Annotated in this window: 13 protein-coding genes; 7 read left to right on the top strand and 6 right to left on the bottom strand. The window is 69.6% G+C overall.

All coding sequences use genetic code 11. The features are described 5' to 3' along the window. Positions 1-78: 78 nt before the first annotated feature. The gene (locus ABD357_RS12905) at positions 79-939 is read right to left on the bottom strand and encodes an SCO2400 family protein (RefSeq protein ID WP_344389890.1); all 861 of its coding nucleotides are present in this window, start codon (positions 937-939) and stop codon (positions 79-81) included. Positions 940-1,233: 294 nt separating this feature from the next. Beyond that, complete coding sequence (locus ABD357_RS12910; protein WP_344389891.1) at positions 1,234-1,806, bottom strand: hypothetical protein; 573 nt, start codon at positions 1,804-1,806, stop codon at positions 1,234-1,236. 538 nt (positions 1,807-2,344) lie between these two features. Between ABD357_RS12910 and ABD357_RS12915 the strand changes: the two genes are divergently transcribed. The 5 genes from ABD357_RS12915 (at position 2,345) to ABD357_RS12935 (ending at position 5,616) form a co-directional block, all read left to right on the top strand. Beyond that, positions 2,345-3,214: an alpha/beta fold hydrolase gene (locus ABD357_RS12915; RefSeq protein WP_344389892.1), complete on the top strand. Its 870-nt coding sequence runs from the start codon at positions 2,345-2,347 to the stop codon at positions 3,212-3,214. Between the two features lie 382 nt (positions 3,215-3,596). Further along, positions 3,597-3,935, top strand: coding sequence for an ArsR/SmtB family transcription factor (locus tag ABD357_RS12920; protein ID WP_344389893.1), 339 nt, complete (start codon positions 3,597-3,599; stop codon positions 3,933-3,935). A gap of 63 nt (positions 3,936-3,998) precedes the next feature. Next, a complete protein-coding gene (locus ABD357_RS12925) occupies positions 3,999-4,475 on the top strand; it encodes an SRPBCC family protein (protein ID WP_344389895.1) in 477 nt (158 codons plus the stop codon). 2 nt (positions 4,476-4,477) lie between these two features. Beyond that, on the top strand, positions 4,478-5,038 hold the full coding sequence (locus tag ABD357_RS12930) for a TIGR03086 family metal-binding protein (RefSeq protein ID WP_344389896.1): 561 nt from the start codon (positions 4,478-4,480) through the stop codon (positions 5,036-5,038). A 374-nt stretch (positions 5,039-5,412) separates the two neighbouring features. Then, complete coding sequence (locus ABD357_RS12935; RefSeq protein WP_033318262.1) at positions 5,413-5,616, top strand: cold-shock protein; 204 nt, start codon at positions 5,413-5,415, stop codon at positions 5,614-5,616. Positions 5,617-6,110: 494 nt separating this feature from the next. Here the strand turns inward: ABD357_RS12935 and ABD357_RS12940 are convergent, their stop codons facing one another. After that, on the bottom strand, positions 6,111-6,947 hold the full coding sequence (locus ABD357_RS12940) for an ATP-grasp domain-containing protein (protein ID WP_344389897.1): 837 nt from the start codon (positions 6,945-6,947) through the stop codon (positions 6,111-6,113). Between the two features lie 1,098 nt (positions 6,948-8,045). On the opposite strand from ABD357_RS12940, the gene ABD357_RS12945 reads away from it, so the two are divergent. Together ABD357_RS12945 and ABD357_RS12950 are read left to right on the top strand one after the other, a co-directional pair. Further along, positions 8,046-9,023, top strand: coding sequence for a terpene synthase family protein (locus ABD357_RS12945; RefSeq protein ID WP_425584843.1), 978 nt, complete (start codon positions 8,046-8,048; stop codon positions 9,021-9,023). A 459-nt stretch (positions 9,024-9,482) separates the two neighbouring features. Beyond that, positions 9,483-10,277 (top strand): SAM-dependent methyltransferase, encoded by a 795-nt coding sequence (locus tag ABD357_RS12950; protein WP_344389899.1) that lies wholly within the window; start codon positions 9,483-9,485, stop codon positions 10,275-10,277. A 226-nt stretch (positions 10,278-10,503) separates the two neighbouring features. On the opposite strand, the gene ABD357_RS12955 is transcribed toward ABD357_RS12950, so the two are convergent. The 3 genes from ABD357_RS12955 to ABD357_RS12965 form a co-directional block, all read right to left on the bottom strand. Next, positions 10,504-12,561, bottom strand: coding sequence for a glycoside hydrolase family 65 protein (locus ABD357_RS12955; protein WP_344389900.1), 2,058 nt, complete (start codon positions 12,559-12,561; stop codon positions 10,504-10,506). Further along, on the bottom strand, positions 12,558-13,298 hold the full coding sequence (locus ABD357_RS12960) for an HAD family hydrolase (protein WP_344389901.1): 741 nt from the start codon (positions 13,296-13,298) through the stop codon (positions 12,558-12,560). The genes ABD357_RS12955 and ABD357_RS12960 overlap by 4 nt, the downstream gene beginning before the upstream one ends. Before the next feature lie 67 nt (positions 13,299-13,365). Next, a complete protein-coding gene (locus ABD357_RS12965) occupies positions 13,366-13,782 on the bottom strand; it encodes a DUF6098 family protein (protein ID WP_344389902.1) in 417 nt (138 codons plus the stop codon). Between the last annotated feature and the right edge of the window lie 270 nt (positions 13,783-14,052).

A 14,052-nucleotide genomic window follows, 5' to 3' on the forward strand; every position in this document is an offset into this window, starting at 1 on the left:
TCCCGCTGCCGAGGCCACGCCGGCTTGAGGCTGGGCCATGAGTGCTCTGAGGACGCAGGGGAGCGGGGTGCCGCGTACTCAGCCAATGCACACCACGAGCAGGCAGATCTCCGATGGGGACGTCGCGCTCGGGGAGGGGCTGGGCTGGGTGGCCCCGGAGGACGTTCCCGAGTCCGAGCCGTCGGCGGCCGGGGGCGGCTGCTCCGCTGCCCTTCCGGTGCCGCCCTGGTCCGTCTCGGGAGAGTTCGGTGAGTCGGTCTGCGACTGCGGCCCCGACGTCGCCGGCGCCGCCGGAGTCGGTTGCGCAGGGGCTGCGGCGTCGGGCCGGGTGACCGTCCGCGTCGTGCGGCGCGCGGGGGCGGGGGACTTCTCACGCGGCAGATCGGCCGCAGGCGGTCGTACGGGGGGAGTGCGCGAAGACCGGCTGGTATCGGGCTGGGTCGGTGCCGGAAGCGTGGGCAGTGCCGGCGGTTCCTCCGGGACACCCTTGTATGCGTCGTCCTTGTTCGTGTCGTCCGGCGCCGTTGCCGCCTCGGCCCGGTCGGTCGAGGGCCGGTCCAGCGCGGCGACGGTCAGGCCGCCCCCGACGAGTGCGACAGCGGTCGCGACCACGGCCCGGCGCTTGTTCTTCTTCCATCGTGCCAGCTGGCGACGCCGCGCCGCCCGCCCCTGCGGCGCTGCTCCCAGGCCGTCGGAAGACCCGGTGTGCGGGACCTCATCCGTGCCGTCGCCGCCCGCTGCCTCGCCACGAAGATCGCTGCCGTGCCGCGTCCGGGAGGCCGTGAACCATTGCGACGTTGCGGTCACCGCCGTTTCGGTCGTCGTCGGCAGGGCGCGACCCTCGACCGCCGGGGGAGCGATGTCCGGGGCGTACGCGCCGCACCCCGGGCACACGAGGGCGCCGTTGAGATGCCGGTGACACGAGGAGCAATAGTCCATGTGCGGTCTTCCTGAGTTGACGTCCCGTCGACCCGCCGGGCTGCGGCCCGGGAACGGCCGCACGTGAGATCGAGCAGCCAGCAACGCTAACGGGGCTGCCGAAAGGCTGTGTGCAGCCCATGTGGCACTCCTGCACAGATTCTCCGGAGGCGCGTGTGCGGTGTGTGGTCGGGTGTGGCCGGGGCTCGCCGGTCGGCGGCGCTTCCGCGTCTGGCGTTGGGTGCTGCCCGGATCCGGCTCCGGGTCTCATTCTCAGGGCCTGGCGGGCGTCGGATGTCCGCCGCCTGCGCCGGGTCAGCGGGCGAATGTCTCGGTCAGGCGCACGCTGTAGCCGTCTTCTTCCATCAGGAGGACCGTGACACCAAAGGGGGAGGGGTGGTCCAGCTCGAGCGGTGTGAAGGAGTAGTTGACGGCGGCCTGGATCGGCGGGACCAGCTCGCCGCCTCGCTGGGGCTCGAGGGCAGGAAGCCAGTGGGGTCCTACCAGGGCCGGGCCCTCGGGGGCTTGGGCCACGGACGGCTCGGTGTAGGGCAGTTGGTGGAGGACGTGGCCGTCCTTCGTGGCGTGCACCATGTTCAGGCACGGCGCCGGCCCGACGAGGGGCAGCCGGCAGGCGGTGGCAACGTCGTGGCTCTCCCAGGCAAGGACGACTTCGTCGGCCCCGGCCGCCGCGGCAATGTTCGAGAGCGCGGCAATGCCGGTGAGTGCGTCCTCGCCGGCCTTGAAGGGGCGCACCCAGACCAGGCCGACCAGTTCGCCGCGCACCAGAGGCATGATGACCGGGCGGGGCACCGCTCCCTCGCCCAGGCCCGCGGTGTACGCGTTCTTCATCGATGCGACCAGTGCGTCCCATACCTGCGTGTCCACGAACTTCCCCTCACCCACGGCATATTCACGATCACGCTGACCTTGCCATGGTCGTCGCGCCGCCGAAAGCCCCGGCGGGACGGGGGAGACCAGCCGGGGCAGTGAGGTGGTGGCGTGCGGAGGGCGGTTGCCTCTCGGCGGAGGGCTCCATGGGGCTTCAGCCGGACGATCGTCCCCATGGGCTGTAGGTGAGGCCCGGGGATACTGTCCTGCCTGCCCGCAGCCACATACAGATGAATGCCAGGCGCACGGATTCGCCTGCTTCGGCTGCCTCTGCGGGGTTGGCCGGCGTGTGCGTCTCCACCGACATTGACAGACGGGCAGACGCAACGGCCCTCCAGGAGCAGTGGCAACTGCTGCGCTCCGTCGCCGGATCAGCCCGGTGGCCGACCACTGGAGGCCGAGCGTGCCGAGCAAGGGCCTGTTCGCGCAGGCCGCCAAGCTGCCCCGAGGCCAGACTGCGAACCGGTGACAGATGTCGGGGCACTGCGGGCACAGCGACCGATGAGTTCTCGATGGGGACGGGGTCTACACGGTTATGACTACACAGATGCTCGAGACTCCCGGGGCTGACCTCGCCTACGACGTCCACGGTCCGCTGCCGACCGCCGACGGACGCCCACCGCTGATCATGATCGGTCAGCCCATGGACGCCAGCGGCTTCGGCGCGTTGGCGTCGCACTTCCCCGAGCGCACCGTGATCACCTACGACCCGCGTGGCCTTGGTCGTAGTACCCGCAAGGACGGCCGCGTCGACCACGCACCCCAGATCCAGGCTGCCGACGTGCACGCCGTCATCAAGGCGCTCGGCGCGGGTCCGGTCGAGATGTTCGCGAGCAGCGGCGGTGCGGTGACCGCGCTCGCCCTCGTGGCGGCGTACCCCGAGGACGTGACCACCCTGGTGGCGCACGAGCCGCCGCTCATTGCGGTGCTCCCCGACGCCAAGGCTGCCGAGCGCGCCCGGGCCGGCATGCGGGATGCGTACCAGGAGAAGGGCTGGGGTGCCGGCATGGCGGCCTTCATCGTGATGACGTCGTGGCAGGGCGAGTTCACCGACGACTACTTCGCCCAGCCCGTGCCGGATCCCGCCGCCTTCGGGATGCCGGCCGAGGATGACGGCTCTCGTGACGATCCGCTGCTGTCCGACCGGTCCTGGGCGGTCAGCAGCTACCAGCCGGACGTCGACGCGCTCACTGCGGCGCCGACGCGGATCGTGATCGCAGTGGGCGAGGAGTCGCGGGACACCTTCACCGGACGCACCTCGGAGGCCACGGCCGAGCTGCTCGGTCAGCAGGCAACGGTGTTCCCGAGCCACCACGGCGGCTTCCTCGACGGCGAGTTCGGCTACCCCGGGCAGCCCGAGGCCTTCGCACGCAAGCTGCGCGAGGTCCTCGACGACGCCGGCTGACGATCGTCCTGCAGACACTGCGTGACGTGCAGTGGCGACGACGATCCCCCCCAGGTGCAGCACGCCGCGTAACCCGCAGCGGTATCGGTGCCTGCTGGCGATCAACGCCCACACCTTGTGGGGCGGGCGGCCCTGTCCCAGGCCAGGAGGCTGCCGTGTTGGTGCAGTGGAGCGATGTGTACCCAGCCCTCGCGGGGGCGACAGTTACGGGCGGGCGGAAGCCTCCTCTCTCAAGCGAGGTTCTCCGACCATGGTCAGCATGTCGGTGTGGTGCGGATACCAGCCGAGGTGACGGCGGGTGTGTGAGCGCGGCAGCGGCTGGAGGCCGCCATGATCAGGGCACCGAACCGGGTGCGAAGTGGCTGACGACCGACTGTCTCTGGTGTTCTCTGCACTGGCCGACCCCACTCGGCGCGACATCGTGGCCCGGCTCGCCGCCGGGGACGCCACGGTCAACGAACTGGCCGAGCCGCACGAGGTCACGGTGCAGGCCGTGTCCAAGCACATCAAGGTCCTTCAGGACGCTGGTCTGGTCAGTCGCAGCAGAGACGCCCAGCGGCGGCCCTGCCACCTCGAGGCAGAGGTCTTCGACCTGATGACGAAGTGGATCGAGCGATATCGGCGCGAGGCGGAGGACCGTCTTCTCCGACTCGATGCCCTCCTTGGACAGATGGGCGAGCAGCCGGTGACGGACACCCAGGGGAAAGAGGCGGCATCATGAGCACCACGGACACGCACCACCGCAACGAGACGGATCGTCGCCGACCCGCATCTGCCCACAATCGTGATCACCCGGGAGTTCGACGCTCCGCCGGAGCACGTGTTCCGGGCGTACACCGACCCCGATCTGGTCGTCCAGTGGCTCGGCCCACGCCGGCTCACGATGCGGATCGACCAGTACGACGCGCGCAGCGGCGGCTCCTATCGCTATGTGCATCGCGACGACGACGGAACCGAGTACGGCTTCCACGGTGTGTTCCACGAGGTGCGCCCCGACGAGCGCATCGTGCAGACCTTCACCTACGAGGGCTATCCGGACGGCGTCAGCCTGGAGACGGCCGTCTTCGAGGACCTTGGTGGCCGCACCCGGGTCACCGGCAAGTCGCTCATGGACTCCATAGAAGCCCGCGATTCGATGCTCAAGAGCGGCATGGACCACGGCGTCCGCGAAGGCCACGAGCGGCTTGACGAGCTGCTCGGCAGCCAACAGAGCAACAGCGTCGGCCGGCACGTCGACCGGCACACCGAGACAGGATCTTGATCATGGCAGCGAGAACATCAGCCGATGAGCACCGCACCGTGGCTCGCGCATTCACCGACCGCGTACGCGGCACGGATCCAGAGGCATGGGACAACCCGGCGCCGTGCGAGGGGTGGGCCGCCCGGGACGTCGTCCGCCACCTCGTCGAGTGGTTCCCCGCCTTCCTCGAAGCCGGCGCCGGAGTCGAACTGCCGAAAGGGCCCTCAGTGGACGACGACCCGGTGGCCGCCTGGGCGATGCACCGCGACGGAGTTCAGGCCCTCCTCGACGATCCGGCCACCGCACACAAGTTGCTGTCTAATCCGCACATCGGTGAGATCCCACTGGACCAGGCGGTCGACCGGTTCTACACCGCAGATGTCTTCATGCACACCTGGGACCTGGCACGGGCCACCGGCCAGGACGAACAACTCGATCCCGTCAAATGCGCCCAGTTGCTCGACGGGATGATGCCGCTCGACGACGTTCTCCGTGCGAGCGGGCAGTACGGCCCGCGAGTCGAAATGCCTGAGACAGCCGACGTCCAGACTCGCTTGCTTGCTTTCATCGGCCGCAAGCCCTGACGCGCCGGAAGGCACCGTCGGCGGGTCCGGCGCAGGCATCCACGATCACTGCGACTGGTGTGGTCATGCCCGCCACCTTGCCTGCCACCACTGATGTCATGGGATGACGTGCGCAGGGGAGCGTCCGGCCCGTCACCGGCGGGCCCGCCGTTTCCCACGCGACAGCCGGGGAAAGCGCGACGATCCGCGGCCGCGCCGATAGCGGCTGCCGACCGCGCGGTGTAGCGTCGGTATTCAGCTGTCGTGGTTCCGAAGTCCAGTTCGCCCGTGATCACGATCATGGGCGTTCTTGCTGTTCAGCGCCTCTCCGGATCAGGGCAGTCACATCCCGGGTCTGCAGAGTGCGAGCCCGGGGTTCCTCGAAGGAGCAGGCCATGGCCAAGGGCACAGTGAAGTGGTTCAACAGCGAAAAGGGTTTCGGCTTCATCGAGCAGGAGGGCGGCGGACCCGACGTCTTCGCCCACTACTCCAACATTGCCGCTCAGGGCTTCCGCGAGCTGCAGGAGGGGCAGAAAGTTGAGTTCGACGTCGTGCAGGGCCAGAAGGGCCCGCAGGCGGAGAACATCCGCCCGGCGTGACACAGCGCCCCGCAGGACCAGATGGAAGGCCGGCACTGGGGCACCGACCAGGTGAGATAACCGTCTCACTCAACGTGAAGCGGCTGCCGAGGAACGAGTAGCCCCTACGACGCCGGCGTGCTGAGCCTGACGATCGCGGTCGCCGAGCAGGTACCCGCCCTCCGGCCCGCGACCGACGCCCCCGCGCTTGGCCGCCGGCCTCGCCGCCGCGCTCTTCGCCGGCGCCTCTTCCCAGCAGCTCGCCACCGCCCGCCCCGGCGGATACGACGACGCCGCGGCCACCCTGGCCCTGCATGCATGACCGCGCCCGCTAACGGGGGGCCGGGGCGAGTCAGTCGATGGAGAAATCGGCGAACCCCACGTCGGTAAAGGCCATCCCGAGCCCGTGGGCGCGTCGGCCTCTGTCACTCGCAGTCGAAGGTCGACCTGTACGCCGGGGCCATCACTGCCTGCACACTTGCCGGCGTCAGTTGAGGTGATCGGGGGTGTGCCGGTCAGGTGCGGGGTGAGATGCCCAGGAACTGGTGGAGGGAGGTGGTCATGCTGGCGACGAAGGTGTCACGGGTCGGGTCGTCGACATGGTCAAGGGACAGGTAGGGGTTGAGATCTTCCAGCTCGACCAGGAGAAGGTCGCCCTCCTGGGTACGGCAGGCGTCCACGCGCTGGATACCGTGACCTAGGGTGTTCCAGTCGATGAAGCAGCGGGCGAAACCGAGGTCGGCTTCCGTGGGCTGGTAGGGCTCAAGGACCCAACGACGTTCGGGTTCGGGGGCGTGGAGGGCGTACTGGAAGGCGTCGTCGACGTAGTAGAACGACACCTCATAGCGGAAGTCGATGCGGGGCTGGACCAGAATGTGGCCGTAGGTGAGGCCTTCCAGCTGGTCCCGGGAGACGAAGTTGAGGCCGATGGAGTCCGCCCCTGCCATGGGCTTGACCACGTACTGGTCGGTCTCGGGCAGCGCGCCGAGGTTCTGGGGCCGGTCGATGGTGGGGATGACCGGGTATCCGGCTGCCGTCAGGTCCAGCAGGTACTGTTTGCCAGCCATGTCGGCCCGGCCGGACAGCGGGTTGCAGACCCGGGTGCCGCGCTCTGCGGCCCGGTTCCGGAAGGCGTCGTACTCCTTTTGGTAGTGCAGCACGGGGCCGCTGTTGCGGACCACGACCCCGTCGAAGGTGTCCATGAGAGCGGCGGCATCCAGCGGGTGGCACAAAGCGATGTCGAAGTCGTTCCGCAGCCGCGAAGACAGGAAGATGTCCTCGTCGCAGTAGCGCCGCCCCCGGGCCTGGTAGGCGAGATCAGTCACGAACAAAACGCTGGGACGGCCGGGCACGGGGCATCTCCTGGGTCGGTGGCCACCAAACCTACCCACGCCGCCGAACACCGCCCCGCGCCGGGCCCGCCTCCACCAGTGCCCACCGAGCTCGCGCCCTGGCCCCTCCCCTGCACCACGGCCCCTCCCAGAGGGGGACCGTGGGAGGCGGCGGAAGAGGAGAACGGGGCGGCTGTCACGGGGGCGTGCGGGCGGACGCCACCGCGGAGTTGATCGTGCCGGCGGACAGCCGGCTACTGCGGGTCGGCGGAGGCCGGCCGGGCCTCCTGCGGGATCCCCGGACTCCTGTCTCTTCGAACACCAGGTCGTGGCATGCCTCGTCCGGCGGAAGCGCGACGTATCCCGATTGCCCGCAGGTCTACCTGCACAGCCTTGAAGACATGACGGAGTGGGGGATCACGTCGGCCCGCAGGGGACTGACGCGAGTGAGCGTGGCCGCCGTTGTCGTGCTGGGCTCGGTTGCATTCACGAGCGGTGCGGTGCGGGCGGAGACGGCCGATACGGACAGCTCGCCGCCCCACGGTGTACGTGTCGAAGTGACGGCGTGGCCCGCGCCTGGATGCCGTTCGATGGTTGACACCGAGGGCAGCCACTCCCTGGTGACCGTGGGATGTGACGCCTGCCCACACTCGTACGTGGCCGTGACAGCGCGCACGGCGCCCCAGCTGCAGTTGAGCCTCGTGTGGAAGCGACCGTGCGAGAGGCCGCCCGCCACGCCGCCCGCACCGCCCCCACCTACTCCGCGTCCTGAGCCCTCGCCTCCGAGCGCCCCGTCCCCCACCCCTACCTCCCCGACCCCCACGCCCTCCCCACCGAGGGTCACAGCTCCGCAGGCCGCGCTTCCCGTGCCGGCCCGGCCGCACCCCTCGAAGGCGGCCGGTACGCCGAGCCAGAAGCCGAAGCAGCCGGAGCGGGCGGCGCCGACCCCGCAGCCCGTCACGCACCGGACGTACCAGGCCCCGCCGCGCAGAGCGACACGCGACGGGATCTCGTTGATGACCCTGGCCCTGCTGCTCCTGGCTCCGGCGGTACTGGCCGCGGCGGCCCTGCGCACGCGTTCCTCGTCCCGGGGCGGCGGGCGCGGCCGTCTACCCCGCCGTGTTCGGACCCCGGTCCGACATCACCGGCGCCAGGCTGTGCAACGAGCGGCTGTCCGCGTTCATGCCGGTGGACTCCACGGCGGTCCCCACCCCGGCGAACGCGCTGGAACGCGGGCTCGCGGACCTGTGGTCCCGTACGGTCGGCCCGATGACGACCGCCGCACGACGCGCGTTCCGCGGCACCATCGAGGACATGACCGGCAGCTGGGTGTGGGAACTGTGCAACGCGGCGGAGAACCGCATCCCCGACCCGGTCGACTACATCGAGATGCGGCGCAAGACCTTCGGGGCGGACCTCACGATGAGTCTGTGCCGCCTGTCCCTCCGGCGCACGGTACCGCCGGAGGCGTACCGGAGCCGTCCCGTCCAGGCGATGCAGAACTCGGCGGCGGACTACGCGGCCCTGATCAACGACCTGTACTCGTACCAGAAGGAGATCGAGTTCGAGGGTGAGATCCACAACGCCGTCCTCGTCGTCCAGGACTTCTTCGACTGCGGCCTCACCGAAGCGCTCGGCATCGTCGCCGATCTGATGACCTCACGGATGCGGGAGTTCGAACGCGTGGTGTCCACCGAGCTGCCGGAGATGTTCGACCAGCTGGATCTCGACTCCGACACACGGGCCACGCTCACCGGGTACGCACAGGAGCTCAAGCACTGGCTCGCCGGAATCCTCATCTGGCACCGGCAGTGCCACCGATACGAGGAGGCCGAGCTGTGCCGCCCGGTGGGCAGGTGGACCAGCCTGCCCACCCGTCCCACCGGTCTCGGTACATCAGCGGCTCGTATCCCGGCCTCCGCACGCCTCCGCACTCCTGCCGCCGTCCCGCGGACGGGGCCGCGCCTGAGGTGCCCCTGCAGCGGGTGCGCGAGGGTCTCACCGGGCGGTTGCCCCGTCCGTGCCGTCGACGCACTCGGCCTTGTCGTCCCCTCGAATCCGCAACCGACTGCCGACTGCGGCCGATGGCGGCGGTAGCACGGCGGCAGTGGCCCCCGGTCCGCGGCGCCTGTGCGTCCGTCGCCCACCTCCGTCGTCGACGTCGACGAGCACGGTAGGCCGTCCCTGCAGGGACCTCTCCCGATGATGACGGGCAGGTGGCGCAGCCGGTCCAGCAGGTCGTCGGGGGCCGGATCGCTGATGGCACGGCCCCTGAGACGGTGCCACGCCGTACTGAGTCAGCTCGTGGGTGTCGGAGGCTTCGGCGTGCTCGTGCCCGGCCTCGTCCGCGCGGTGTGAGGCCAGGCGGGAGGTCTGCTGGCGGGAGGCTCCGGCGGCGCGGTGCGTGCCCAGCCGTGGGCGCGCATGGTCTCGGTCTCCCAGTCCTCGCACGCCGGGCTCCCCGAACCCCCCGGAGCCGGCGCCGGCGATTCCGGGCGCGCGTTGGTTCACACGTCTAGGTTATGGAGTGTCATCCGCCCAACTCGGGGAGTTCCCATGCCACTTGAGCGCTCGCTGATCAACAGCAGTGTGCCGCACTCCGCCCGGATCTGGAATTACTGGCTCGGGGGGAAGGACTGTTACGAGATCGACCGGGAGGTCGGCGACCAGATCGCGGGCGCCAACCCGGCGATCCTCGACATCGCCGTGGCGCAGCGGGCGTTTCTCGTCCGGGCGGTGGAGTACCTCGTCGGCGAGGCCGGCATACGCCAGTTCCTGGACGTGGGTACCGGCCTGCCCACCGCGAACAACACCCACGAAGTCGCCCAACGGTTGGTCCCCGAGACCCGGATCGTTTACGTCGATCACGACCCGGTCGTCCTGGCCCATGCGGAGGCGCTGCTCACCAGCACGCCCGAAGGGACGACGGACTACATCGACGCCGATCTGCGCGATCCCACCGCCATCCTGGAACTGGCCGCCAAGACACTGGACTTCACCCAGCCGGTCGCGCTGATACTGCTGGGGATCACCGCCCACATCACCGACGACACCGCCTATGACATCGTCGGCCGCCTGATGGACGCTCTGCCCTCCGGCAGCTACCTCGTGCTCTGCGACGACACCGAGGTACTCAACCCGCAGCAGATGCGCGAGATGATCGAGCAGTGGAATGAGGCGAGCGACAACCCCCGTATCAACCGCAGCCCGGAAGAACTCGCCCGGTTCTTCGATGGCCTGGAACTGCTGGAGCCCGGCCTGGTCTCCGTCTCCCGGTGGCGCCCCAGCCAGTCCGGAGAACAAGCGCCCGCCGAGGTCGACGACTTCGGTGGTGTGGCGCGCAAGCAGTAGTCAGCCGTCCAGGGGCCTGCCGTATGGATAGAGAGCTTCAGTCGCGTCGGCCGTAGGGGGAAAGGACGTCGTGCCTACAGCGGACCAGTTCCCTGCCGCCTGCCGCCTGGCTTGTTATGAGGTGCTGGCGGATGTTGTTCAGGGTGCGGTTGGCCTGGACGGCGAAGAGTTTGGCCAGCCCAAACAGTTCGAAATGGTGCCGCGTCCGGTCTGCGAGAAGGGGGTCTCAGGTGGGCGGAGGGTTGACGTAAAAGTCGAGCCAGACCGGGCCGGTGTCGGCGATCCTTGCCTCGAGCCAGGGGTCGTGGTCGATGCGGTCCAGGTAGGGGTGGAGAGACGTGGTCTCCGCACGTGATGGCAGGCTTTCCCGTCGGCTACAGAGAGTCGTCCAGCAATCTGGCGGCTGGACTACAGATGTGAACGGCTCGTAGTAGGCGAAGTTGCGGGCCTGGTGCTCCTCGTCGAAGCAGTCCGTGCACGTGTACATCGCGAGCACCAGGTCTGCCTGCTTGACCACCTGCTTGCGGTAAAGGTCGAAGTAGGGGAAGTGCAGCATCAGCGGGTACTGGTCGGGCCGGGTTGCCGCGAAGTTCCAGTGCTGGTGGCGAGTGAAGCCGGTGTGCTGTTCGTGCACACCCAGATCGGCGTTGTACGGGATGTGCACGGCCTCGGCGGCGTCCCGCCAGGCGGCGCTCTCCTCCTCGTCGACACCGAGCGCGGCGGCCTGCTCGGGGTGGTGCTCGATGATGTCGGCGGCCGCCAGCAGGTTCCTCCGGGCCATGAGGTTGGTGTACGTGTTGTCGTCGGCGATCGCGCTGTACTCGTCGGGGCCGGTCACGCCGTCGATGTGGAACGCTCCGTGCGCGTCGTGGTGGCCCAGCGACCTCCACAGCCTGGCCGTCTCGACGAGAAGCTCGACCGCGCTGTCGCGGGCGAACTGCTCGTCGCCGGTCATGGAGACGTAGCGCACCACGGCATCGGCGATGTCGGCGTTGACGTGGAAGGCGGCGCTGCCGGCGGGCCAGTATGCGGAGCCCTCCGAGCCGTCGATCGTGCGCCAGGGGAACGCCGCGCCCTGGAGGCCCAGTTGGGCCGCCCGTTCCCGCGCGGCGGGCAGGGTCGCGTGGCGCCAGCGCAGTGCCTCGGCCACGGCACTCGGCGCGGTGTACGTCAGCAGGGGCAGAACGAACGTCTCCGTGTCCCAGAAGGCATGACCGTCGTATCCGGAGCCGGTCAGACCCTTTGCCGGAATCGCACGCCGTTCCGCCCGCGCGCCGGCCTGCAGGACGTGGAAGAGCGCGAAGCGGACAGCTTGCTGGACTTCTTCGTCGCCGTCGACTTCGACGTCCGAGTGAGCCCAGAAGGCATCCAGGTAGGCCCGTTGGTCGTCCACGAGTCCCGGCCAGCCGGTGTCGGTGGCCGCCGCCAGCGCCGCGTCCACCTGGTCGCTGACGGCAGGCAGGGATCGCATACTCGACCAGCCGTAGGCCACGAACTTCTCCAGGCGCAGCCGCTGCCCGGGGTCGAGAGCGGAGGTGACGGTGAGCCGGGCGATGTCGTCGCCGGACTCGCTGCTCGTCCGGGTCCGGTCGGGTCCGCTGACCGTGTGGTCGGCGGCGACGGCGACTCGCAGCCCGCTGCGCCGGGTGCGGTGTACGAGTCGCAGACGCCTGCCGGCCGCGAGGTGGTCCTCTGCCGCCAGCGGCGACTCGAGCACCGCCGCGGCGCGGGGGTCCTTCGCCGACGTCGGCAACTGCTCGTTGGCGACGAGTTCCGACTGGACCACGACGCGGACCGGGCTGTCGACTGCCTCGACCTCGAAGGCGATGGCGGCCATCGCCCGCTGGGTGAAGGACACCAGCCGGGTGGAGCGCACCCGTACGGTGCGGCCGGCAGGGGAGGTCCACTCGCAGGTGCGCCGCAGTACACCCGCGCGCAGGTCCAGCACCCGCTCGTGGGACAGCAGCCGCCCGTAGCGCAGGTCGAAGGGCTCGTCGTCCACCAGCAGGCGGATGACCTTGCCGTTGGTCACGTTGATAACGGTCTGCCCCGACTCGGGATAGCCGTAGCCCGCCTCCGCATAGGGCAGCGGGTGGGTCTCGTAGACGCCGTTGAGATAGGAGCCGGGCAGTCCGTGCGGTTCGCCTTCGTCGAGGTTGCCGCGCCAGCCGACATGGCCGTTGGACAGCGCGAACACCGACTCGCTCTGCGGCAGTACGTCGAGGTTCAGGACCTTCTCACGCAGGCACCAGGGCTCGACTCCATAGGACGCGTGCGTGATCATGCTTCGCCCCCCAGTTCCGAGAGGTCCTTGACGACCTGGTCCGCGCCGTGGGCGCGCAGGGCGTCGGCCTGACCGACTCGGTCCACACCGACGACGTAGCCGAAGTGACCGGAGCGCCCCGCGTCCATGCCGGCCAGCGCGTCCTCGAACACCGCGGCCTGCGCCGGCTCGACGCCGAGGTCGCTCGCCGCGGCCAGGAACGTATCGGGCCGTGGTTTGCCCGGCAGGTGCCGCTCAGCGGCGACGACGCCGTCGATCCGTACGTCGAAGAGGGATTCCGCGCCGACCGCACGCAGCACGTCGCGGCAGTTGGCGCTGGAGGAGACCACGGCGGTGCGCCGGCCGTGGGCCCGTACGGCCTCGATGTAGCGCAAGGTGCCCTCGTACGCCTCGACACCACCGGTACGGATCTTCTCCAGCAGGAGGTCGTTCTTGCGGTTGCCCAGTCCGTGGACCGTCGGCCGGCCCGGGGGGTCGTCGGACCGGCCTTCCGGCAGTTCGATGCCACGGGAGGCGAGGAAGGAACGAACGCCGTCGGCTCGCGGCTTGCCGTCCACGTACTCGTCGTATGCCCCGACCGGATCGAACGGACGGAAACCCCCGCCGTCCCGCCGGCGCAGGAACTCGTCGAAGGCTTCCTTCCAGGCAGCCGCATGGACGACGGCCGTCTTGGTGATGACCCCGTCCAGGTCGAACAGGCAGGCCTGGATATCGTCCGGCAGACCGAGCTTTGTCATACAGGAAACCTTCCCGGTGAGGCGCCGACCACAAGGTGGCGCATAGAGGGTCGTTTTTGATCGCAGGTCAGTCATGTGCGCGCCGCAGCGGCCCCCACGCGCTGTCCTGCCGGGCGACCTCGGCGCGAGCCTCCTCGATCACCTTCGAATCGATCCATCCCATCGGCTCGACGTCCTGGACCAGCGGCTCGGTTTCGGGCCCGCGGCCCTTCTCGCGGCCGAGCAGCACCCAGCGGCGTGCCACCCACAGGTCGACGGGCCGGTCGTCCCACCACGGTTCGACGTCGAGAGGATTGGCGGACAGCCCCGGCATGTGCGTGCCCGTCAGGTCGTCCCTGCTCTTCAGATCGTCCCTGCTCTTCGCATCGCCGAGGTCCGTCTCGGGGCCGCGGGACCAGCGCACGTACAGACCCTGGTGCCGTTCGACCAGACGGGCGATGTCCTGCAGTGTGTGCAGGACCGGCAGATCGCCCGAGGTGTTCATGCGGGTGGTCACTCCTTGCGGTCGGCTCCTCCGGCCGCCGGCCTCGCGGCCGGCCCATCGCTCCGAGGGCGTTTCGCGTGTCCTCCTCACCGCGCCCCGCTCCGTACGTCCGGCGGACGAGGTACCCGTGATCGGTGGGTGGAATCCGGCCGGGGCGGAACCTGCTGACCGCGGCGTCGAAAGCCGCTTTACGCCACGCTTGGCGGGGAGCCGCTCCCGGCCGGAATCGGCCGCATGACCGGCGTCAGGCCGGGGCAGCAGTGAACACGG

The organism is Streptomyces vastus, assembly GCF_039532825.1.
Classification (GTDB): domain Bacteria; phylum Actinomycetota; class Actinomycetes; order Streptomycetales; family Streptomycetaceae; genus Streptomyces; species Streptomyces vastus.

Coding starts and splice junctions, on each gene's coding strand:
- ABD357_RS12965 (WP_344389902.1), bottom strand. CDS start 13,782: ATGAACACCTCGGGCGATCTGCCGGTCCTGCACACACTGCAGGACATC.
- ABD357_RS12955 (WP_344389900.1), bottom strand. CDS start 12,561: ATGATCACGCACGCGTCCTATGGAGTCGAGCCCTGGTGCCTGCGTGAG.
- ABD357_RS12935 (WP_033318262.1), top strand. CDS start 5,413: ATGGCCAAGGGCACAGTGAAGTGGTTCAACAGCGAAAAGGGTTTCGGC.
- ABD357_RS12915 (WP_344389892.1), top strand. CDS start 2,345: ATGACTACACAGATGCTCGAGACTCCCGGGGCTGACCTCGCCTACGAC.
- ABD357_RS12930 (WP_344389896.1), top strand. CDS start 4,478: ATGGCAGCGAGAACATCAGCCGATGAGCACCGCACCGTGGCTCGCGCA.
- ABD357_RS12960 (WP_344389901.1), bottom strand. CDS start 13,298: ATGACAAAGCTCGGTCTGCCGGACGATATCCAGGCCTGCCTGTTCGAC.
- ABD357_RS12905 (WP_344389890.1), bottom strand. CDS start 939: ATGGACTATTGCTCCTCGTGTCACCGGCATCTCAACGGCGCCCTCGTG.
- ABD357_RS12950 (WP_344389899.1), top strand. CDS start 9,483: ATGCCACTTGAGCGCTCGCTGATCAACAGCAGTGTGCCGCACTCCGCC.